The organism is Microbacterium mitrae (genome assembly GCF_008017445.1).
Taxonomy (GTDB): domain Bacteria; phylum Actinomycetota; class Actinomycetes; order Actinomycetales; family Microbacteriaceae; genus Microbacterium; species Microbacterium mitrae.
Genome location: NZ_VRSW01000001.1, coordinates 809748 through 831057, shown reverse-complemented (window position 1 = coordinate 831057; position 21310 = coordinate 809748). Strand labels below are relative to the sequence as shown.

Sequence of the window (21310 nt, the reverse complement as noted above, 5' to 3'; positions counted from 1 at the left end):
GGCACAGCCACTCGGCACACGCGCACACGAGTCGCGCGCACGTGTGCGTGTGCGGCGTCACCCGGCGATCAGCATGGCGACGCCGCGAACGAGCGCGACGAACGCTCCCGCCCAGGCGATCGCCAGCATCGCGCGCCGGGCGATGCTCGGGGGCACAAACCTCGACAGCATGGTGCCGATGATGATGCCGACAACCGTCACGATGATGAGAATGACGACACCGCCGCTGTCGGAGGTGGGCAGGCCTCGGGAGATAACGGAGGTGGCGCTCAGGATGGCGAAGATGGCCTGCACGGTCGCGGTAAAGCTGCGCTGACCCCACTTGTCACCGATGGCATAGGCCGCAAGCGGCGGCCCAGACAGCCCGCTAGTGACATGCATGAAGCCTGCCGCTGCCCCCGCGGCGATGGCGCCCGTGCGACCAACGAACAGGCGAGACAGCGCCGAAATCTTGTTGGCGGTGAGCGCGAAGAAGGCCAGCAGCGCAATGAGTACCAACAGCCACCCCTCATTCAGGTTTCGCACCACGAGGGCTCCGAGCGGAATGACGGCGATTCCGGGAATGGCGAGCCAGGCAACCCGGCGCCAATCAATCTCACGCCAGACAAACGGCAGCGCGCTGACGGAGGCCGCCAGCGCGAGCAGAACAGCAATTCGCGTACCCTCCATGGCGCCATAGATCAGCACCATCGGGCCAAACAGGGCAAGCACAAAACCCAGCCCGGTGATGCGCTGAATGATGGCCGCGATGAGCGTCGCGGCAGCCGCAATAACGAGAGTCACTACGGCGTGACGGTGCCGGGAGAAGCGTCGAAGCGTGCCAGGCGTGCGCGGAGACCGAGGCGCACGGTCGGCCACTCGTGCGGCAGAATCGAGAACACCACGGTGTCGCGCATTGTGCCATCGCGGCCGACGCGGTCGTTACGCAAGATGCCATCTTGCTTCGCACCCAGCTTTGCGATGGCCGCGCGGGAGCGCAGATTGTGGGCGTGCGTGCGAAACTCAACGGCAATGACGACGCACTGTTCGAAGGCATGCTGAAGCAGCAGGAGTTTTGCGGCGGGGTTGATCGCGGTTCCGCGCGCCGCCGGCGTGTACCAGGTGTACCCGATCTCGGCGCGTGGCACGTCGACGAGAAGGTTGCACAAGGTGGTGGAACCAACGACGCGGCCATCGGTGGCGCGGCGCACGACAAAGGGGTTCATCAGGCCGCTGTCGCGCTGCTGCAACCGAAAGGCGGTGTCGGCCATGACCTGGTCGGGGCGCGGTACCGACGTGAACCACAGGTCTTCGGTAATTTCTGCCGCGGCTTCGCTCAGCTCGTCGTTGTGAGACTCGGTGAGCGGCTCTAAGACAACATGCTCAGATCGCAATGTCGTGATTTCAGTGAGACGCACCCTACGAGCATAGAGTGCGTCTCACGCCCAGCCAGACGCGGCGCTGGGTCGTTCAGCTACTGTTCTTCCCGCATCTCGGCCACCGAGTCCGCCAGCGTGGCCGCCGCCGCGCCCGAGGATCCGCTGGCCGTGGCGTTCTGAATGGATGAAGCGTCAAACAGTCCGGTGCTCGTATCCTCCTGCGCGCTCGCGGCGGTGCCCATGGTTCCGCCACCCGTCATCGCCTTAGCGGCTGCCGTGGCGCGGCGACCAGCGGGGGAGAGGATGGCAATGCCGACGACAACAAAGGTCAGCACACCGGCGGCGATCAACAGGGTTTCGATGGGGATGACATCGGCGAGCGGGCCGAGAATCACCATGCCAAACGGCATAGCCACCGCCATCACGATGCTCACGAAACCAAACACGCGGCCCTGGCGCTCTGGTTCCACCGTCTCCTGGATCAACGTCATCGACGCGGTGGAGAAGAAGGGCACGGCGAGGCCGACCAAGAACATGAAGGCGAAGAACACGATGGTGTTGGGACTGAGACCAAGGCCAATCGATAGGGCGCCGAACACAAACGACGACACCACGATCGCGGCGATGCGATTGACCTTCGCGAACACGGTGGCGATCAGAACGCCGCCGAGCATCATGCCGACGCTGAAGGCGATCTCCAAAATGGTGAGGTTCGCGATATCGAGCGACTCGTTGCCGGTGCCAAACGTGCGCACCAGCATGAGCGGCGTGAGGTTGCTGGGTGCGACGGTCAAGATAAACACGATCGCGAACAGCACCAGTAACCATCGCAAGAAGGAGTGCGTTGCCACGTACTTCACGCCGTCGACGAGGTCGGTGAAGTAGCCGGTTTCGACGTCGCCCGTGCGCTCGACCTTGCCGACCTTGACGAAGGCGATCAGACCAATGCCGATGGCAGCCGTCACCACGTCAATGAAGAAGATCGGAACCAGGGCGGCAGTGGAGGAGCCCGCCGCCTGCGCGGCGACGGCGAAGAGGGCGCCGGCGGCTGCCGGAACCAACAGCGCCATCGCCGAGTTGATGGACTGCAGGATGCCGTTGACGCGGATGAGGTGTGCTGGCGGGGTGATCTGCGGAATCATCGCGGAGACGGCGGGGGTTTGCACACCGGCGCCCGCCGAGCGGATCGCCAGCGTGAGGAAGATGGCCCACAGTGGTGCCTCGCCTGTCATCAGCTGGATCGCGAGGGCAAGGGTGGTGATCGCGATAGAAGCATCGGCCATGATGATCAGGTATTTGCGGTTGTGGCGGTCGGCCCACACTCCGCCGAACACGGAGACGATGGCCTGGGGCAGAAAGCCGAAGACGGCGGCCAGCGTCATGATCCAGCCCGACTTGAACTCCAGCGTCAGGTACCAAAACACCGCGTACTGCACGAGCATCGAGCCAAAGAGGCTCACGGTTTGGCCCGACATGAAGGTCACGACGGAGCCGAGCCAGCGAGAGGGCGGCTGAGCGGTGGGGGTGGCGTCCATAATCATCCTTCGTGAGTCGCGATATATCGCGTTGGAACTGTAACACGATATATCGCGACTGGGGTAGTGATTTTTGTTACAAACGAAACCCCTGGTTCCAAAGCTGTGGGCGCCGGAACCAGGGGTGCGTTATCGGAAGTCGTTACGACAGCTGATCAAGCAGCTCCCGCATCGCGTTCTCCATCGCGGTGATTCGCTCTGCCGACGCCGCCGCGGAGTCAGCCTTGGCGTCAAGGTAGGCCTTGAGCTTGGGCTCGGTTCCGCTGGGGCGCACGATCACACGGGAGCCCGATGCCAAGCGGTAGCGCAGGACGTCGCCAGACGGCTCATCGGCGGGCACCGAAAGCAGGTCTTCTGCACTCACCACAGGATCATCACCAATGCTGGTGGGAGGCGTGGCGCGCAGAGCCGCCATGATTCGGGCGATCACGGCAACGTCGTCAACGCGAATCGAGACCTGCCCGCTGGCGAAGTGACCAAACGTCTCGCTCAGCTCGTCAAGCAAGCCCGCCACCGTGGTTCCGCTCTCACGAGCCGCCGCAGCCAGACCCAGCAACGCGACGGCGGCAGAAATGCCGTCTTTGTCGCGCACCGTTTCTGGGTTGACGAGATAGCCGAGTGCCTCTTCAAAACCGAACACGATGCCGGGGGCGCGGGAGATCCATTTGAAGCCGGTCAGCGTCTCGTGAAAGTCGAGCCCATAGTGCGCGGCGATCGTTCCGAGCCCAGGGGATGAAACGAGCGAGCAGGCGAGCGATGCGCCGGCCGTGCCCTCGGCCGCGCGCGCTGCACGCCAGCCGAGGAGGAGGCCGACCTCGTTGCCGGTCAGGCGGCGCCAACCGTCGGGGGCGGGAATGGCCACCGCGAGGCGGTCGGCGTCGGGGTCGTTCGCGATGATGAAATCGGCCTCGGCCGCGGTGGCCGTCTCGTATGACAGATCCATGGCGCCCGGCTCTTCCGGGTTAGGAAACGCCACCGTGGGAAATGCGCCGTCGGGTTCAAGCTGCGCTGACACCGTCTCCGGCAGTGGGTACCCTGCCCGCTCCAACACGCGCTTCACGGTCTCCCAACCGACGCCATGCATCGCGGTGTAGACCCAACGCATGCCAGCCGCGGCAGCCGGTGCCGGAGCCACGGCTGCGGTCGCGGCAACGTAGGCGTCGACGATCGACTCGGAGCCGATCTCATACGCCTCGGAGCGTTCCAGATCGGCGACCGAAAGCGTGTCGGCAATGCGCTGGATGTGCGCGGCAATCTCGGCGTCCGCAGGAGCAACAATCTGGGCGCCCTGGTCGTTGCCGCCCAGGTACACCTTGTAGCCGTTGTCGTTCGGCGGGTTGTGGCTTGCGGTGACCATGACACCCGCATCAGCACCCAGATGGCGCACCGCAAACGCCAGCACCGGGGTCGGCAACAGTCGCGGCAACAGCACGGCCTTAAGACCTGCGCCAGCGAACAGCTCGGCGGAGTCTTTAGCGAAGACGTCGGAGTTTCGGCGACCGTCATAACCAATCACCACGGTCGGGGTGTGGTCGGGGTTCTTCTCACGCAGGTAGGCGGCAAACCCGGCAGCGGCCTGGGCCACGAGCACGCGATTCATGCGCGCGGAACCAGCGCCAAGCTCGCCGCGCAAGCCCGCGGTTCCGAACGCCAGACGGGAGTCGAAGCGGTCGATGATCTCCGCCTGCGCGGCCGGATTGCCGTCCATTGCACGGTTGATGAGCTCATCGAGCTCGCGATGAGTCTGATCGTCAGGATCTTGCGCGAGCCACGCCGTGGCGCGGCGCAGTGCTGTGGTGAGGTCGATCGTCACAGTGCCTCGATAATCTTCGCGAGCAGAGCCGAAATGATCGGCTCCGCGGTCTTTCCGGCTTCAATAACCTCTTCGTGGCTCAGCGGAGTCTGCTGAATACCAGCGGCGAGGTTGGTGATCAGGCTCAGGCCGAGCACCTCCATGCCCGCCTCGCGCGCGGCAATGGCTTCCAGCGCCGTCGACATGCCGACGATGTGGCCGCCGATGGTCTTTGCCATCTGAACTTCGGCCGGGGTCTCATAGTGCGGGCCGCGGAACTGCGTGTAAACGCCCTCATCAAGCGAGGGGTCAACAGTGCGCGCAATGGCGCGCAGGCGTGCCGAATACAGATCGGTAAGGTCAATGAACGTTGCACCCTCGAGCGGCGAGTCGGCGGTGAGGTTCAGGTGGTCGCTGATGAGCACCGGCTGCCCGGGGTTCCACGTCTCCTTGATGCCGCCGGCGCCGTTGGTCAGCACCATGATCTTGGCGCCGGTGGCGGCGGCCGTGCGAACGGAGTGAACGACCCGGCGCACGCCATGGTTCTCGTAATAGTGCGTGCGCGCACCAATCACGAGCACGTTCTTGCCGTCGGGCGTGCGCACGCTGCGGATGGTTCCGACGTGACCCGCCAGAGCCGGACGCGAAAAGCCGGTGACTTCGGTCGCCGGGATCGTCGCCACAGTCTCACCGATCAGGTCGGCGGCCTTGCCCCAACCACTTCCCAGCGTCAGCGCAATGTCGTGATGGTCAACGCCCGTCAGACGGGCAATGTCAGCAGCGGCCTGGGCGGCGATCTCGAACGGATCAGCGGCCGGGTTCTCAAGAGGGTTATCCCACGTTTCAGACATTCCTCTACTTTAGGAACCCTTGCGCGTGCGCGCCAGATGAAATCGCGCTCATCCGTGCACCCGAAAGGAAGGGGTGTCGTTTTTCAACGCGCCCCCGGTGAGCGAGAATAGAAATATGTCTTCACTCTCGTTTGAGCGCACCCAGTCCGTCGCGATTTTGGGTGGTGGCCCCGGTGGCTACGAAGCGGCGCTCGCGGCCGCGCAGCTCGGCGCAGATGTCACCCTTATCGAGCGTGCCGGCGTCGGTGGTTCCGCCGTCATTACTGACGTGGTTCCGTCCAAGTCGTTGATCGCGACGGCCGATGCCGCCGTCGCGATTTCGGAGGCGTCAGACCTCGGCGTGCAGTTCTTCGCGAAGGGCGCATCGGGCAAGCCGCTCAAGCCCGAAGTTGCGATCAACCTCGCCGCCGTCAACAAGCGTCTGCTGGCGCTGGCGCGTCAGCAGTCGGAAGACATGCGCACCGCCCTGGTTGAGGCGGGCGTCCGCATTATCAACGGTTTTGGTCGTCTCGAAGACGAGCACACCGTCGTGGTTTCGACGGGCGAGGACGGCACCGACTTTGACCGTGTCGAGGCCGACACGCTTCTGGTTTCGGTTGGTGCGTCGCCCCGTCAGCTGCCGTCGGCAATGCCCGACGGCGAGCGCATTCTCACGTGGACGCAGCTGTACGACATGAAGGCGCTTCCGGAGCACCTCATCGTCGTCGGTTCTGGTGTCACCGGCGCGGAGTTTGCGTCGGCCTACATGAACCTGGGGGCCAAGGTCACCCTGGTCTCCTCGCGCGATCAGATTCTGCCGTCGGAAGATCAGGATGCGGCCGCCGTGCTGGAGAAGGTCTTCACGCGTGGTGGCATGACCGTCTTGAACAAGTCCCGCGCCGACAAGGTGGAGCGCACCGAAACCGGTGTGCTCGTCACCCTGGCCGATGGCCGCACGGTCGAGGGATCGCACTGCCTGATGGCCGTCGGATCGATCCCCAACACCGCCGGCATCGGGCTCGAAGAGGCGGGTATTCAGCTCACCGACTCCGGCCACATTCGTGTTAACCGCGTTGGTCGCACGTCGGTTCCCAACATCTACGCCGCCGGTGACTGCACCACGTTCATTCCGCTGGCCTCCGTCGCCAGCATGCAGGGTCGCACCGCCGTGTTCCACGCCCTCGGCGACATTGTCATTCCGATGGAACAGCGCCGCATCACCGCCAACATCTTCACCGCACCCGAGATCGCGACGGTTGGCTGGTCGCAGCAAGATGTCGAAGACGGCAAGATCAACGGTGTGGTGCACAAGTTGCCGTTGTCGGCCAACCCGCGCGCGAAGATGATGGGAATCAAAGACGGCTTCGTGAAGGTCATCGCCCGTGAGGGTTCCGGAACCGTCATCGGTGGCGTCATCGTGGCGCCCAAGGCCTCCGAACTGATCTACCCGATCGCCGTCGCGGTGGAGCGTCGCCTCACGGTCGACCAGCTCTCCCGCGTGTTCGCGGTGTACCCCTCGCTCACTGGTTCCATTACCGACGCCGTGCGTGCCATGCACCTCGTCGAGCGAGACAACTCGGGGGAGTGATCCCTCACACGCCGGTAACGCCCACGCAGCCGCCGGTTGCGTGGCCTGAACAGTGGCAGTGGCCGCGCGCCAATCGTACGATGCTGTTGGGCGTTGTCGCGTGCGTTGTGGCCTTGGCGCTTGGTGCCGTGACCTGGAATATTCCCGTCATGGTTGCAAGCGCGATGATCGGCGGCATCTGTGCTCTGTTGTGGGGCGACAGCACGGTGCCGGACCGCACCAGCACGCTCGTGAACGCGGTCACCCTGACCGAGGCCACCGAGTTGCCGCCCGACACCTGGGTGCACTTCTTTCGTGAGCGCCGCCGGTCCGTTGGCGTCGTCGTGACGTTGGTCGCCGTCGGGGCGGCTCTGGTCGGCGTCGGGGTTGCCGGCTGGCTGGTTGATCGTTTCGACTCGGCCGAGACTGCCGTCTTGGTGCGCATTGTGAGTACCGTGATCGGCGCGATCGGGGTCCTGTTTGTGCTCGGCGGCACCCGTGCCGCGGTCGGGCGAAAGCGACTCGGCTCGTTTGGGGAGCGACCGCTCGGGGTGGCGCTTGGGGAGACCGCCCTGCTGTTCGCGACGGTGACCGGAGACATGATCGTGCCGTGGCGCGACGTTGTGGCGGTGCGCGCAGAGCAATCGTCTGGGTCTGCGCGATCGTCGAAGCGTGGTGTGATGTGGCTTCGCCTCACCGTGCGCCGTGCCGACGGCAGCGATGCCCCGGTCATGCTCGCGCCCGCCTCCAGCGATGTTCATCCGTGGGTGACGTATGCGGCGATCGTCCTCGCCGTCACCGACGAGAACTTTCGTGCCTCACTCGGAACCGCTCGCGCGCAAGAACAGCTGGACTCGTGGAGTGCATACGCCGCAGCCCGCAGGCGCGCTGCGTAACGCTCCGCCCGCCCCCATGTCACCGCGAGACACAGTTTGGTCGGCGAAACACAGTGTGGCCGCCGGTTTCTCGCCGACCAAACTGTGTCTCGGTGACCTGCGGTCAGCGCGTTAGCTAATCGTCAGCAGCTGGTGGCCGGCAGAAACCGTTGAGCCAGCTTCGGCGTTGATCGCGCCGATGACGCCGTCTTTGTGTGCCTGGATGGGCTGTTCCATCTTCATCGCCTCCAGCACCACGACCAGATCGCCCTTGACGACCTGCTGGCCCTCTTCGACGGCGATCTTGATGACGGTTGCCTGCATCGGGCTCTTCACGGCGTCGCCGGAAGCGCCGGAACCACTGGCGCCGGCTGCGTGCGAGCGGCGAGCGGGCGGAGCCGCCGCGGGGCGACCAACGCTCTGGGTGGCGACGATGTGGTCGGGCAGGCTGACCTCAAGGCGCTTGCCTGCGACCTCAACTACGACGCTGTGGCGGCCGGGCTGTGCCTCTGGGGTCTCCAGCTCGCCATCCCACGCCGGGATGTTGTTGACGAACTCGGTTTCGATCCACCGGGTGAAGATGCCGAAGTGGCCGTCTTCTGCGGTGAAGGCGGGCTCGGTGACCACCTGACGGTGAAATGGCAGCACGGTTGGCATGCCGGTCACTTCAAACTCGTTGAGCGCGCGCCGGGCGCGAGCCAGCGCCTCATCACGGTCACGACCGGTGACGATAATCTTTGCGAGCAGCGAGTCGAACGCGCCCGAAATCGTGTCGCCCGCGGTGACGCCGGAGTCCAGGCGAATGCCGGGGCCGCCGAACGTCTTGAACGTCTTGATGGGGCCAGGCTGGGGGAGAAATCCGCGGCCGGCGTCTTCTCCGTTGATGCGGAACTCGAACGAGTGGCCGACGGGAGTCGGGTCGTCGTAGCCGATCTCGTCCCCCGCTGCGATGCGGAACTGCTCGCGAACCAGGTCGATTCCGGTGACCTCTTCGGAGACCGGGTGCTCCACCTGCAGGCGGGTGTTCACCTCGAGGAAGGAGATGGTTCCGTCAGCGCCAATCAAGAACTCACAGGTTCCGGCGCCGACGTAGCCGACCTCCTTGAGGATCTTCTTCGAGGCGTCGTACAGAATCGCGTTCTGCTCATCGCTGAGGAACGGCGCGGGCGCTTCTTCTACCAGCTTCTGGTGTCGGCGCTGCAGCGAGCAGTCACGCGTCGAGATGACGACGACATTTCCTGCCGAATCGGCAAGGCACTGGGTCTCAACGTGGCGCGGCTTGTCGAGGTACTTCTCCACGAAGCACTCACCACGACCGAAGGCGGCGATGGCCTCGCGCGTTGCCGACTCGAAGAGTTCGGGAATTTCGTCGAAGTCGCGAGCCACCTTGAGGCCGCGACCGCCACCACCGTAGGCGGCCTTGATCGCGATAGGAAGCCCCGCCTGCTGTGCGAATGCGATGACCTCATCGGCCGTCTCAACCGGCCCCGGGGTTCCGGGAGCAAGAGGCGCACCCACCTTTTCGGCAACGTGACGCGCCGTCACCTTGTCGCCGAGAGCGTCAATAGCTTCGGGCGACGGGCCGATCCAGGTGATGCCTGCGGCGATTACGGCGCGGGCAAAGTCGGCATTTTCGGCGAGGAAGCCGTAGCCGGGGTGAATGGCGTCGGCTCCGGAGCGGCGGGCGATCGACAGGATCTTGTCGATGACGAGGTACGTGTCGGCGCTGGTTTCGCCGTCAAGCGCATAGGCTTCGTCGGCCATGCGGGTGTGCATGGCATCGCGATCCTGATCGGCGTAGACGGCGACGGATGCGATCGCACTGTCGCGGGCGGCGCGAATGATACGTACGGCAATCTCGCCGCGGTTCGCGATGAGAACCTTCGAGATTTGAGGCATGAAAGCCAGCCTACCGAGCGAACGGTCGTCGTTTTTGCGCACTCTCGATAAAGTAATCAGAAAATCGTTGAGTGGAACCTACATGCGGTTCCAGAGCGTCGGCCACGAGATTCCGAGGCGGGCAGCAAGGGCGCGGATCGTGGAGAGCGACATGCCGACCACGGTTGACGGGTCGCCCTCGACGCGATCGATGAAGGCAGCACCCAGGCTATCGACGGTAAAGGCGCCCGCGACTTCCAGCGGCTCGCCGGTGGCGACGTAGGCTGCGATCTCTTCGTCTGAAATATCGGCAACGAAGTGCACCGTGGCGTGCGCGATGTCATCGGCCGCGTCAACCACGACGCCCTGCTGCACCAGCAGCACGCTGTGACCCGAGTGCAGCACGCCGGAACGACCGCGCATGTGCAGCCAGCGGTCGGTTGCGGCCTCGGCGGTGTGGGGTTTGCCGAAGATTTGGCCATCGAGCGCAAACATGGAGTCGCCGCCGATCACGATGCCGGTGAAGTCCGGGTGCGTGGTTGCGAGCCCTGCGGCGACGGCAGCGGCCTTTGCCTGGGCAAGTAGCAGCACGTGCTCTTCGGGGGTCAGGGGACGGCCCGCCTCCGCTTCCGCGACGGCAATAGCGGCATCCTCATCGACGTCGCTCGCGATGGTGAGCGGCTCGATACCCGCTTGGCGAAGCAACATGAGTCGGGCGGGGGAGGTCGAGGCGAGACAAACCTGCATGGCTTAAACGCTAGCAAGGTGCTCGGCATAACGGCGCAAATCGCCCGGGGGAGAGCGCAACCGGCCTAGACTCGGTGGCGCCATGACTGACACTTCTCTTGCGCTCGGCGCCCGCGCACAGCTCTCCCGTGGATTGCTCGATCGCAGCGCATTGCGGGATCTGCCGCCGGTCAACGAGGCGCAGGCGCGCCGATCCGCAGTCCTGGCGCTGTTTGGCCCGCGCCCCGACCGCATGCATCTGGCGCCCACCGATCTCGAGGCTGCTGACCTCGATGTGCTGCTCGAGATTCGTGCCGATACGTTGCGGGCGCACCCCGGCGAGGTGTCCTTCCCCGGTGGTTCCGTCGACGCTGACGACCTCGATGCCGTTGACACGGCGCTTCGCGAGGCCGAAGAGGAGACTGGTCTTGACCGCACCGGTGTTGAGGTGATTGGCGCACTGCCTGACTTGCCGCTGCTGGCCAACAACTTTCTGGTGTCGCCCATCGTGGGGTGGCGTTCGCGAACCCTTGCCGTCACGGTGATGGATCCGGCAGAGACGCACGAGGTGCGGCTGGCATCGGTGGATGAACTGCTGGACCCTGCGAACCGATTCACTTCGGTGTTTCGTCATGAGCTGGGGGAGTTTCGCGGCCCCGCTTTTGACATCGGCGGCGCCACGGTGTGGGGCTTCACGGCACTTGTCATGGACCACCTGTTTGAGGTCTCGGGCTGGACAAGGGCCTGGAACCAAGACGACGAACGCGACATCTTCACCCTCCGCTAACGGCGCCCATCGAGCGAGCGCCGCAAGCGCCTGGTGCGCCGATGAGGTGTCATTCAGCCGGGCATGAGATTCTGTAAGGATGCACGCGCCCCACGAACTCGATCTGACCATCTCCGACGTTGCCCACGGCGGCATCTTCGTCGCCCGCCACGAAGGACGGGTCATCTTCGTTTCTGACGCGATCCCCGGCGAAACCGTACGCGCCCGCGTGAGCGATGACTCCAAGTCGTCGTTCTGGCGAGCCGAGACCGTTGAGGTGCTCGACGCTTCGCCCGAGCGTCAGGCGCACGTGTGGGCTGCGGCCGATGTTTCGGTCGCGCCGGCACTTCGCCCCGGTGGTGCTGAGTTCGGCCACATCAAGCTCGCACACCAGCGCGATTTGAAGACCAAGGTGCTGCGCGATTCGCTCGCTCGCTTCGCCAAGATTGACTCCGACGTTCGGGTCAAGGGCGTGGGCGGGCAGACCGACGGCACCCGGTGGCGCACGCGCGTCAGCCTGCACGTTGACGACGCCGGTCGCATCGGTCCGTTCGCAGCCCGCAGCCACCGCATTATCGAGGTTAACGACCTGCCGTTGGCAACGGCCGCAGTGGAGCGCGCTGCCGACAAACTTTACGGCGACAACGCCGACCGCATTGATCTCATTCAGGCCGCCGATGGCCACGTGCGGGTACTGAACCGCACTTTGGATGAGCGTGGCCAGCCCGTTGAGCGCCAGGCCAGCAAGCGCGAGGTGCTCACCGAGCGCGTCGGCGAGCGCGAGTTCCGCGTTGATGCTGATGGTTTCTGGCAGGTTCACCATGACGCAGCCACGACCCTTGACGGCGCGGTACGCCGCGCGCTCGCAGGCGTTGACGTCGACCCCAACGCCTGGCACCTTGACCTCTACGGCGGTGTTGGCCTGTTTGCCGCCACGATCGCGGAGCTTGGCGGAACCCGCGTGACGAGCGTGGAATCCAACGCGCGCGCCACCGAGCACGCAGGAGAAAACCTCTCCGAGTGGATCGGCGCTCGCGCCGAGACCGCTCGCGTGGACCGCTACACCCGCTCGCTGCTGTCTGGTGCCTCGGAGCGTGAGCGGGCCCGCCTGCGCGATGGCGTCGTCGTTATTGACCCGCCGCGTGCGGGTGCTGGCAAGAACGTCGTCTCTGACCTTGCCACGCTTGCCCCGCGCGCGATCGTGTACGTCGCATGCGACCCGGTGGCATTGGCCCGTGACCTCGGCACCTTCGCCGAGCGTGGTTACGAGCTTGCGAACATTCAGGCGTTTGACCTGTTCCCGCACTCGCATCACCTCGAGACGGTGGCTCTGCTGCAGCAGGCATAGGCCTGCGTCAAACGGCGCAAATAACCAACTAGGCTGGCGCTGTGAAACGCATCGCCCTCATTGACGACCACGAGTCGGTTCGTTTGGGCCTTGAAGCCGCATGCATCCGCGCCGGACGCCTCGTTGCCTTTGCGGGTCCGAGCGTCAGTGCCTACCTGCAGTGGCGCGTCAACACCGGTGAGGCACCCGTTGACGTGGTGGTGCTCGATTTGTCGTTGGGCGACGGAACCACGGTGACAGACAACGTCACCCGCGTCGTGCACGATGGTTCCAGCGTCATCATCCACAGCGTTGCCGACCGCCCCGCCGCCGTGCGCGAGGCGCTCGCGGCAGGGGCTGCCGGCGTCATTAGCAAGTCGAGCCCCATCGATGATGTGGTGTCGGCGATCAACACTGTCGCCGAGGGGCTGCCGCTCGACAACCTGGAGTGGGCATCGGCCGTCGAGGGTGACATTGTGTTTGCGAATGCGCAGCTCTCGGCGCGTGAGCGTGAGGTGCTGCGGTTGTATGCCGCCGGGCTGCCACTGAAAATGGTGGCCGACCGCCTGGGCATCGCGTACTCGACCGCGAAAGAGAATATTTCGCGCATTCGGTTCAAGTACGTCGACGTTGGCCGGCCCGCGCCGACCAAGGTTGATCTGCTGATGCGTGCGATGGAAGACGGCATCATCGACGACCTCAGCGACGACCACGGAGACCACGGTGGTAGCCGCTGAGGGTATTCCCGGGCGGCAAGAGGTCTTTGCGGCGGGTTCCTTCACCAGTAAGCGCATCGAACGCATCGTTCAGATTGCCGCCGGCGTTGGCTCGCTGATCGTCGGAATCCAGGCCTTTTTTGCCGCCCTCGGCAGCTCCGATGCGGGCGCGTGGCATGTTCCATTCACGATCGTCGTGTTCACCAGCCTCGCGGCATTCGTGCTCTCGTGTTTCACCGGGCGGGGCCTGCGCGTCACGGCCATCGTCTTCGTGCTGGCCTACACCCTGGTGTTGTGCGCCTGGCCGTGGGTGACAGATCACGCCAAGGATCCGGGCTACGCGCAGCCATGGATTTGGTACGTCACGAACATTTCAACGATTGCGGCGGTGCTGGTGATGTCGTTGCCGTGGCAGGTGGTGTTTACGATTGGGCTGCCGCTGCTGTTCTTCGTCGCTCGCATGCTGCAGGTGGACTTCGCGCAGCCGTATTTGGCGGCAAACGCGTTCGATCTTTCGTTTGGGTTGTGCCTCGGAACCATTCTGCTGATTCTGGTGCGAACGCTTCGGGCGACGGGGCACCGGGTGGACGAAGCGCGCGGAACGGCGCTGGCCGAATACACGCAGGCCGCGGCGACGGAGGCTGCGGAGTCGGAGCGCATTTCGATGGCGGCGCTGATGCACGACAGCGTAATGGCGGCGTTGATTTCGGCCGCGCGGGCAACGACCGATCGAGAACGCGCGCTCACTGTAGGAATGGCCCGCGAAGCCTTGACCGGCCTCGCCGACGCCGAATCTGATGAGCGCATGGCGCTGGGGCGACCCATTAGTGCGCGCCTGATCGCGCAAGATTTGCGAAACGCCGCCCACGACTTTGGTGTTGACGTGGTGATCGCCGCTCCCGCTGACGTTGAGGTTCCGGGTCACGTGGCCCGAGCACTCACGCTCGCCGCAACGCAGGCGATTGCCAATGCCGTGCAGCACGCCGAGGCTATGGGGCTTGAGGTCACCGTGGCGGCAGGAGCCGGCGAATGCCGGGTGCGGGTGAGTGACACTGGCGGCGGCATTGACTTTGCGTCAATTCCAGACGATCGTCTGGGTATTCGCGCCTCGATCTACGCGCGCATGGCAGCGGTAGGCGGAACCACGAAGATTTCGTCACGACCGGGCAGTACCGTCATTGACCTGAGGTGGCAGCGATGAACCTCAACGCCACGCGTACCGCACTGCTGCTCGTCGGAATCGTCTTTACCGCCTATCACTCGGCACGCACGCTGTTTTGGACCGGCCCCGTGATGTATCCGGTGCTGATCATCATTACGGTGTGCATCGTCGCGCTGGTGACACTGATCGGCCTGTTTGCGCAGTCGCGCACCTCGCCTGCGGCCGCTGATGCGCCATTGACGGCGGGCGGAAACGGGCCGAGCGTACTGCCGGGGTGGGCGGCGATTCTGGCGATCGTGACGGCGGGGTTGACGCCGACCGCGATCGCGATTGGCGTCGGACGCGAGCATGTCGATGCGCCTTACGCCACCGGTTACATCGGCGGGGTCGGCATGATGCTCACGGTCGTCATGATTCGCCGCCGCGTGACGTGCGCCTGGATTGGGATCGGGCTGCTGGTCTTGGGATCGGTCGCATGGTTGGGGCCGCTCGGCGCCTTCTCGTTTGGCCTGGTCGGCGCGATCATGTGGGTCAGTGTCGCGCAGATCATCATGGCATCGCTCGATCGCGCCTCGCGTGACACGGTGCGGCTCATCGAACTGCAGCGTGCGGCGGCGGCGTGGCAGGCGGCGCAGTCAGTCTGGCGGCGTGAGCGGCGTGTGCGCGTGCAGTTTGCCCTTCAGGTCGCCGGGCCGCTGCTGACCAAAATCATCGCGCAGGGCGGCAACGTGAGCGATGAAGACCGCGCCGAGGCTCGGGTCGCCGAGGGAACCCTGCGTGACGAACTGCGCGCCCCAAACCTGCTGGATTCACGCGTACGCATCGCCATCGAACAGGCGAGGCGCCGGGGCAGCACCGTCACGCTGCTTGATGAAGGTGGACTCGACGGCATCACCGATGACGAACTTGCCCGCATTCGTGGCGAAATCGCTGGCGCAATTTCGCGGGCTGACTCCGCCCGAATCATCGTGCGAAGCTCTCGGCACCGTGAGACAGCCGTCACCGTCGTCGGCCGTTCAGCCGCCGGCGACGGTCTCACCCCCGATGACACGGTCGAACTCTGGCAGGAGATCGCCCGCGCAGCCGCACCGCACGGCGCGACGTAGGATCTCTCCGCTGCCGCTGCCGCTGCCGCTGCCGCTGCCGCTGCCGCTGCCGTTGCCGTTGCCGTTGCCGTTGCCGTTGCCGTTGCCGTTGCCGTTGCCGTTGCCGCCCCGGTCGCGACCGTTGTGCACGCAATTTTTCGGCATGCACGCACAATGTGCCTCATGAGTCACTTCTGTCACTCCCGTCACATGATTCCGTGCATAACGGTTGCTTCGGGGTTTCGGGGTTTCGACGGCGGCCTGCGCCCTCTTGCCGCTCGGTTCCGGAGCCCCGTGGCTCCGCTTCGCAGGCTTCGCGGCTCCGCTTCCCAGGTTCCATGGTTCCGCTTCGCAGGTTGCGTGGCTCCGCTTCCCAGGTTCCGCGGCTCCGCTTCCCAGGTTCCATGGTTCCGCTTCGCAGGTTGCGTGGTCGCTTTCGTCGCCGGCGGTCGCGGTTACAGCCGTTATGCACGCAATTTTTCGGTATGCACGCAGATTGTGCCTCATGAGTCACTTCTGTCACTCCCGTCACACGATTCCGTGCATAACGGTTGCTTCGGAAAGCCAAATGGAACCGCCCGGGGGCGACAGGGAACCACCTGGGGGCGACGCGGAACCAGGTGGCGGCGACGCGGAACCAGGTGGGGGCGACGCGGAACCACGTGGGGGCGAGGTGGAACCGTCGAATCGCCGTCAGATTGCGTTACTAGCCAACGTTGAGATGGCAGGCCAGGGCCAAACTGGCTGAAGATGTGTTCCATGACGGAAGATGCGCCCCGGCCGCGACGTCGGTGCTGGCGTGCGGAAAAGAATGAGCGGGGATGGCGTCTGAACACCATCCCCGCCTGGGGCGAGACTGTTACCCGAAAACAGCCCCGCAAGAGCCGGGTATAAGCTGGCACGTCTACCCTGGGACGTGCAGTCCGGCTAACGCAATGCGTTTGCCTTATCAGTATGCGACGGCCAGATGACCCGTGTCTGTAGGTACTTTGGGGGACAAAAGTGGCCGATTTTTTCGTTTCTCGGGCGCGTCGGCCGCAAATTTTTCGTCTTTTAGCGTGCCCAGGAGCCGAAACCCAGGTCGCGACGCAGAGGGCTGCGCATTTGTCGGCGCGTGCGCATCCACTCCGAGGGCTCGGGTTTGTCGGCGCTTTTCGCGTCGTGAACCTCGGCGGCATACGTCTCGGAGAGCACGGCAATGACGGCCGCTAGTTCTTCCGGCGTCGGCTCGCCGCGGGTGACCGCGAGCGACAGTTCGGGCTCGTCGGTCACAGCGGGATGTTTCCGTGCTTCTTGGATGGCCCTTCGACACGCTTGCCGCGTAGCGCGCGAACCGCCTTGGCGATCATGACCCGGGTCTGGGCGGGCTCGATAATGCCATCGATCTCGCCGCGCTCGGCCGCGAGGAACGGGCTGGTTACGTTGTACGTGTACTCGTTGGCCAGGCGCGTGCGCACCGCATTAACGTCTTCGCCGGCCTCTTCGGCCTTGCGCAGGTCGTTGCGGTACAGAATGTTGACGGCACCCTGGCCGCCCATCACCGCGATCTCGGCCGTCGGCCACGCGAGGTTGACGTCGGCGCCGAGCTGCTTTGAGCCCATAACGATGTACGCGCCGCCATAGGCCTTGCGCAGGATGACGGTGACCATCGGAACCGTGGCCTCGGCGTAGGCGTAGATGAGCTTTGCGCCGCGGCGGATGACGCCCGTCCACTCCTGGTCAGTACCGGGAAGGTAGCCGGGAACATCGACGAGCGTGACGATGGGAATCGAGAACGAGTCGCAGAATCGCACGAAGCGTGCCGCCTTCTCGCCAGCCTCAATGTTCAAGGTTCCGGCCATTTGCGATGGCTGGTTGGCGATGATACCGACGGTGCGGCCCTCGAGGCGTCCAAAGCCGATCACGATGTTTGGCGCGAAAAGCGGCTGAACCTCGATGAAGTCACCGTCGTCGACGATGCGGCCGATGACCTCGTGCATGTCGTAGGGCTGGTTCGGCTGGTCGGGGATGATCGTGTTGAGCTGGCGATCTTCGTCCGTCGTCTCCCAGGAGAAGGGCGAGGCGTAGGTCGGCGTCTCTGACAGGTTGTTGTCGGGCAGGAATGACAGCAGCGTGCGTGCGTAGTCAATCGCGTCGTCTTCATCGGAGGCGAGGTAGTGGGCGACACCGGAACGCGTGTTGTGCGTGTACGCGCCGCCGAGTTCTTCCATGCCGACGTCTTCGCCGGTGACCGTCTTAATGACGTCGGGGCCGGTCACAAACATCTGGCTCGTCTTGTCGACCATGATGACGAAGTCGGTGAGCGCCGGGCCATACACGGCGCCGCCAGCGGCCGGGCCCATGATGATTGAGATCTGTGGGATGACGCCAGATGCGGCGGTGTTCTTGCGGAAGATCTCGCCGTATTTGCTCAGGGCGAGCACGCCCTCCTGAATGCGCGCGCCGCCGGAGTCGAGGATGCCGACGATCGGAATTCCGCTGCGCAACGCGAAGTCCATCACCTTGATGATCTTGTCGCCGGTGACCTCACCGAGTGACCCACCAAAGGTCGTGAAGTCTTGGGAGTAGACGGCGACGGTACGGCCATGGATGGTGCCGACGCCGGTGACGACCGAGTCGCCGTAGGGGCGCGATTTGTCCATGCCGAACGCCGTGGTGCGGTGACGCACATACTCGTCGAGCTCGACGAAGCTGCCCTGGTCAAGCAACATCTCGATGCGCTCGCGCGCCGAGAACTTGCCCTTGGCGTGCTGCTTCTCCTGTGCCAGCTTCTCGGGTTCAACGATGGCCTCGTTGAATCGAGCGCGCAGGTCTGCGAGCTTGCCAGCGGTCGTGAAAAGGTCGTTCGTGTCCGTCACGGAGTCAACCCTACCGGCGGGTTTGCCGCATTCGTTAGAGACTTTCGACAACGACTTCATCAATCGTTAGTTTGTGCTCTCCGCATGGCCCGGTACGCATAGGGTGTGCACATGGTCATCAACGCGTCAGATTTTCCGCTTACGGCAGCGCATTCTCCGCACATTTCTGTCGTGGAGAGCACGGGATCAACCAATGCCGACCTTCTCGCGCACAGCGTTGATGCAGACACCTGGCCCCACTTGTCTGTGCTGATCACCGATGATCAGCGCTCCGGTCGCGGCCGCCTCGACCGCTCGTGGCAGGCGCCGGCGGGGGCATCCCTTGCCCTGTCAGTGCTGCTTCGCACCTCCGAGGTTCCGGAACCAGCACGCAGCTGGGTGCCGTTGATCGCGGGACTTGCCATGACCGAATCGATCGCGGCGCAACTGGGAAGTGGCGTGTCATCGAAGTGGCCCAACGACGTGCTGGTTGGCGACCAGAAGATCTGCGGAATCCTCGCAGAAATGAGCCCGACAGGCGAGGCGATCATTGTCGGTAGTGGCGTCAACACGACGATGACGGCTGATCAGGCTCCGGTGGAGACCGCGACGAGCTTTGCCATGCACGATCGTTCTGCGCACCTCGATTTGCTCGTCTCGCATTACATCGGGCGAGTGGCGGCAGAGCTTCAGAGCCTGCGCGACCATGACGGTGACGCCGTGCGATCCGGGCTGCGTGACCGATTTTCGGCCGTATGTTCCACGATCGGCAAGGTTGTCACCATCCACCTACCTGGCGGTGCGAGCTACACGGGCGACGCGACCGGCATTGACGATGACGGGCGCCTGCTGGTTCTCGCCGATGGCGAGTCGCGCACGGTGTCTGCCGGAGACGTCGTGCACGTGCGCTGACTCGCGCTGACAGAAACCTGAACCTGCGGCGAGGCGAAGAACAATGTCGGCGGCCTGGTTCACAATGAAATCGTGACCCAGCCCAGCACGATTGGCGGGCGGCCCTCGATGCCGCCACCGGGGTCTGGCACGCAGGAGCACCTTATTGCGCGGTTTCGCGGCCAATCGCGACGGTTGTTTTTCAGCGGCCTCATCCTGATCGCGGTAGCGGGGGCGACGGGCTACTTCACCGACAATCTGCCTGACGGCTTCGAAAACTGGATGCTGTGGGCGGCGGCCGGAACCATTGTGCTGCTGTTTGTCGTGGTTCCGTACTTGGCATGGCTGAGTCGGCGATACACCATCACAACGCGGCGAGTGATTACAACGACGGGTCTGATCATCCACCGTCGTTCCGAGCTCAGCCACGCCCGCGGCTACACCATGACGGTGACGCGCGGGCCGCTACAGCGGCTGTGGGGAGGCGGAACAATTTCGCTCTCCAATGGAGCCGAGCCGCCGATGCTGCTTCGCAACGTACCCAACGTGCGATTGATTCATGAGGTTCTGGTCGATCAGGTTGAAATCAACCAGATTCTTGCGCACCGCGATGCGCAGGCGCTCCCGTACGGCTACTAACCAGCCGCAAGCCGAGGTCTCACCTGGTTCCGCTGTCCGCACGAGCGCGCGGTGAGGCGGGCGCCATTCATGCGGAACAATAGAGGGGAGCGAAGGAGTGTTCATGCGTGTAGGTGTCATTGGTGGCGGGCAACTGGCTCGAATGATGATCGCTCCGGCGGTGGAGCTGGGCGTTGAGATTCGCGTTCTGGCCGAGCAAGAGGGCATGTCTGCCGCGCTCGCGGCAACCGCCGTCGGCGACTACCGCGATATTGACACCGTGCTGGCCTTCGCGCGCGACGTTGATGTCGTCACCTTTGATCACGAACACGTGCCGCAAGAGGTGCTTCGCGCCATGACGGCCGAAGGCATCTCGGTGCACCCGGGCGCTGACGCGCTGCGGTTCGCGCAAGACAAGCTCGACATGCGCAGGCGACTCACCGAGCTCGGCGCGCCGCAGCCAGACTGGGCCGCGGTTACCAATTCCACTGAACTGGCAACATTTCTCGACGCTCATGGTGGTCGCGCCGTGGTGAAGACGGCGCGCGGTGGATACGACGGCAAGGGTGTTCGCGTCGTTGACAGCGCGAACGGGGCAGATGACTGGTTTGCCGCGCTCGCTGAAGATGCCAACGGTGGCGCACTGCTTGTGGAGGAGCTGGTTGATTTCACCCGCGAGCTTGCGCAGCAGGTTGCTCGGCGACCGTCTGGGCAGGTGGTGGCGTATCCGCTGGTTGAGACAGTGCAAGACGGCGGCGTGTGCTCTGAAGTGCTCGCACCGGCACCCGGTGCGAGCGCCGCGCTTCTCGCTGAAGCTGAGGCGCTGGGCGTCGCAATTGCCGAGGGGATTGGGGTGACCGGCATGCTTGCCGTCGAGCTCTTTGAGACTCGTGACGGGCGAATCCTGGTGAACGAGCTGGCCATGCGGCCACATAACAGTGGGCACTGGACGCAAGATGGCGCGGCCACCAGCCAGTTTGAGCAGCACCTTCGTGCTGTGCTCGATCTGCCACTCGGCGCGACCAACCCGACGGCGGGCAATGCCGTGATGTTGAACATTTTGGGCGGTCCGCTGGGGCAGACGCTGGAGTCACGTTTTGACGCCGCGATGGCTGCTGAACCCGGCGTCAAGATTCACACCTACGGCAAGGAGCCGCGCCCCGGGCGCAAGGTCGGGCACGTGAACGCTGCCGGTGCCGACGCCGGTGCGATCCTGGCTGCCGCTCGTGTCGCCCGCGATTTCTTCGCCTGAGCGCGGTTTTTCGCCCACTTGGGCGGTAATATCCGCGCGCCGCACGGGCAAATTTCCAGGCCGCACGCCTAGCCTGGAGTGGTGACTGAACCCTT

The 21310-nt window shown here is 64.5% G+C and carries 19 protein-coding genes; 10 read left to right on the top strand and 9 right to left on the bottom strand.

Translation table 11 applies throughout. The features are described 5' to 3' along the window. Positions 1 to 57 precede the first annotated feature (57 nt). The 5 genes from FVP60_RS03975 to FVP60_RS03955 all read right to left on the bottom strand — a co-directional run bounded on the left by FVP60_RS03975 (position 58) and on the right by FVP60_RS03955 (position 5536). Positions 58 to 783, bottom strand: a complete 726-nt coding sequence (locus FVP60_RS03975) for a TSUP family transporter (RefSeq protein ID WP_187240551.1) — start codon at positions 781 to 783, stop codon at positions 58 to 60. After that, on the bottom strand, positions 783 to 1397 hold the full coding sequence (locus tag FVP60_RS03970) for a GNAT family N-acetyltransferase (protein WP_147824940.1): 615 nt from the start codon (positions 1395 to 1397) through the stop codon (positions 783 to 785). The genes FVP60_RS03975 and FVP60_RS03970 overlap by 1 nt, the downstream gene beginning before the upstream one ends. A gap of 56 nt (positions 1398 to 1453) precedes the next feature. Beyond that, positions 1454 to 2893, bottom strand: coding sequence for an MFS transporter (locus tag FVP60_RS03965; RefSeq protein ID WP_246132449.1), 1440 nt, complete (start codon positions 2891 to 2893; stop codon positions 1454 to 1456). A gap of 142 nt (positions 2894 to 3035) precedes the next feature. Next, a complete protein-coding gene (locus FVP60_RS03960) occupies positions 3036 to 4706 on the bottom strand; it encodes a phospho-sugar mutase (RefSeq protein ID WP_246132448.1) in 1671 nt (556 codons plus the stop codon). Further along, entirely contained in the window at positions 4703 to 5536 is an 834-nt protein-coding gene (locus FVP60_RS03955; RefSeq protein ID WP_147824938.1) for a purine-nucleoside phosphorylase, read from the bottom strand. Before FVP60_RS03955 ends, FVP60_RS03960 begins: the two co-directional genes overlap by 4 nt. Positions 5537 to 5651: 115 nt before the next feature. Here FVP60_RS03955 and FVP60_RS03950 point away from each other — a divergent pair, with 115 nt between their 5' ends. Together FVP60_RS03950 and FVP60_RS03945 are read left to right on the top strand one after the other, a co-directional pair. Next, positions 5652 to 7103, top strand: coding sequence for an NAD(P)H-quinone dehydrogenase (locus FVP60_RS03950; protein WP_147824937.1), 1452 nt, complete (start codon positions 5652 to 5654; stop codon positions 7101 to 7103). 80 nt (positions 7104 to 7183) lie between these two features. After that, entirely contained in the window at positions 7184 to 7978 is a 795-nt protein-coding gene (locus tag FVP60_RS03945) for a hypothetical protein (protein ID WP_147824936.1), read from the top strand. A gap of 111 nt (positions 7979 to 8089) precedes the next feature. On the opposite strand, the gene FVP60_RS03940 is transcribed toward FVP60_RS03945, so the two are convergent. Together FVP60_RS03940 and FVP60_RS03935 are read right to left on the bottom strand one after the other, a co-directional pair. Further along, positions 8090 to 9856 carry an acetyl/propionyl/methylcrotonyl-CoA carboxylase subunit alpha gene (locus FVP60_RS03940; RefSeq protein ID WP_147824935.1) on the bottom strand — a complete coding sequence of 589 codons (1767 nt, stop codon included), beginning with the start codon at positions 9854 to 9856 and terminating at the stop codon, positions 8090 to 8092. Positions 9857 to 9934: 78 nt separating this feature from the next. Beyond that, positions 9935 to 10582, bottom strand: coding sequence for a Maf family protein (locus FVP60_RS03935; RefSeq protein ID WP_147824934.1), 648 nt, complete (start codon positions 10580 to 10582; stop codon positions 9935 to 9937). Positions 10583 to 10664: 82 nt separating this feature from the next. Between FVP60_RS03935 and FVP60_RS03930 the strand changes: the two genes are divergently transcribed. From FVP60_RS03930 to FVP60_RS03910, 5 genes are all read left to right on the top strand, one after another. Then, complete coding sequence (locus FVP60_RS03930; RefSeq protein WP_147824933.1) at positions 10665 to 11348, top strand: NUDIX hydrolase; 684 nt, start codon at positions 10665 to 10667, stop codon at positions 11346 to 11348. Between the two features lie 79 nt (positions 11349 to 11427). Continuing rightward, on the top strand, positions 11428 to 12675 hold the full coding sequence (locus FVP60_RS03925; protein WP_147824932.1) for a class I SAM-dependent RNA methyltransferase: 1248 nt from the start codon (positions 11428 to 11430) through the stop codon (positions 12673 to 12675). 41 nt (positions 12676 to 12716) lie between these two features. Continuing rightward, positions 12717 to 13391, top strand: coding sequence for a response regulator (locus tag FVP60_RS03920; protein ID WP_147824931.1), 675 nt, complete (start codon positions 12717 to 12719; stop codon positions 13389 to 13391). Next, a complete protein-coding gene (locus tag FVP60_RS03915; protein ID WP_147824930.1) occupies positions 13378 to 14571 on the top strand; it encodes a sensor histidine kinase in 1194 nt (397 codons plus the stop codon). Before FVP60_RS03920 ends, FVP60_RS03915 begins: the two co-directional genes overlap by 14 nt. Then, complete coding sequence (locus FVP60_RS03910) at positions 14568 to 15638, top strand: hypothetical protein (RefSeq protein ID WP_147824929.1); 1071 nt, start codon at positions 14568 to 14570, stop codon at positions 15636 to 15638. The genes FVP60_RS03915 and FVP60_RS03910 overlap by 4 nt, the downstream gene beginning before the upstream one ends. Before the next feature lie 1032 nt (positions 15639 to 16670). Here the strand turns inward: FVP60_RS03910 and FVP60_RS03900 are convergent. Next, a complete protein-coding gene (locus FVP60_RS03900; RefSeq protein WP_147824927.1) occupies positions 16671 to 16889 on the bottom strand; it encodes an acyl-CoA carboxylase subunit epsilon in 219 nt (72 codons plus the stop codon). Continuing rightward, a complete protein-coding gene (locus tag FVP60_RS03895; protein ID WP_147824926.1) occupies positions 16886 to 18535 on the bottom strand; it encodes an acyl-CoA carboxylase subunit beta in 1650 nt (549 codons plus the stop codon). Before FVP60_RS03895 ends, FVP60_RS03900 begins: the two co-directional genes overlap by 4 nt. 51 nt (positions 18536 to 18586) lie before the next feature. Between FVP60_RS03895 and FVP60_RS03890 the strand changes: the two genes are divergently transcribed. The 3 genes from FVP60_RS03890 to FVP60_RS03880 all read left to right on the top strand — a co-directional run bounded on the left by FVP60_RS03890 (position 18587) and on the right by FVP60_RS03880 (position 21215). After that, positions 18587 to 19366, top strand: coding sequence for a biotin--[acetyl-CoA-carboxylase] ligase (locus FVP60_RS03890; RefSeq protein ID WP_147824925.1), 780 nt, complete (start codon positions 18587 to 18589; stop codon positions 19364 to 19366). A gap of 72 nt (positions 19367 to 19438) precedes the next feature. Continuing rightward, the gene (locus FVP60_RS03885; protein ID WP_246132446.1) at positions 19439 to 19984 is read left to right on the top strand and encodes a PH domain-containing protein; all 546 of its coding nucleotides are present in this window, start codon (positions 19439 to 19441) and stop codon (positions 19982 to 19984) included. A 103-nt stretch (positions 19985 to 20087) separates the two neighbouring features. Then, entirely contained in the window at positions 20088 to 21215 is a 1128-nt protein-coding gene (locus tag FVP60_RS03880; RefSeq protein ID WP_425463441.1) for a 5-(carboxyamino)imidazole ribonucleotide synthase, read from the top strand. Positions 21216 to 21310: the final 95 nt, after the last annotated feature.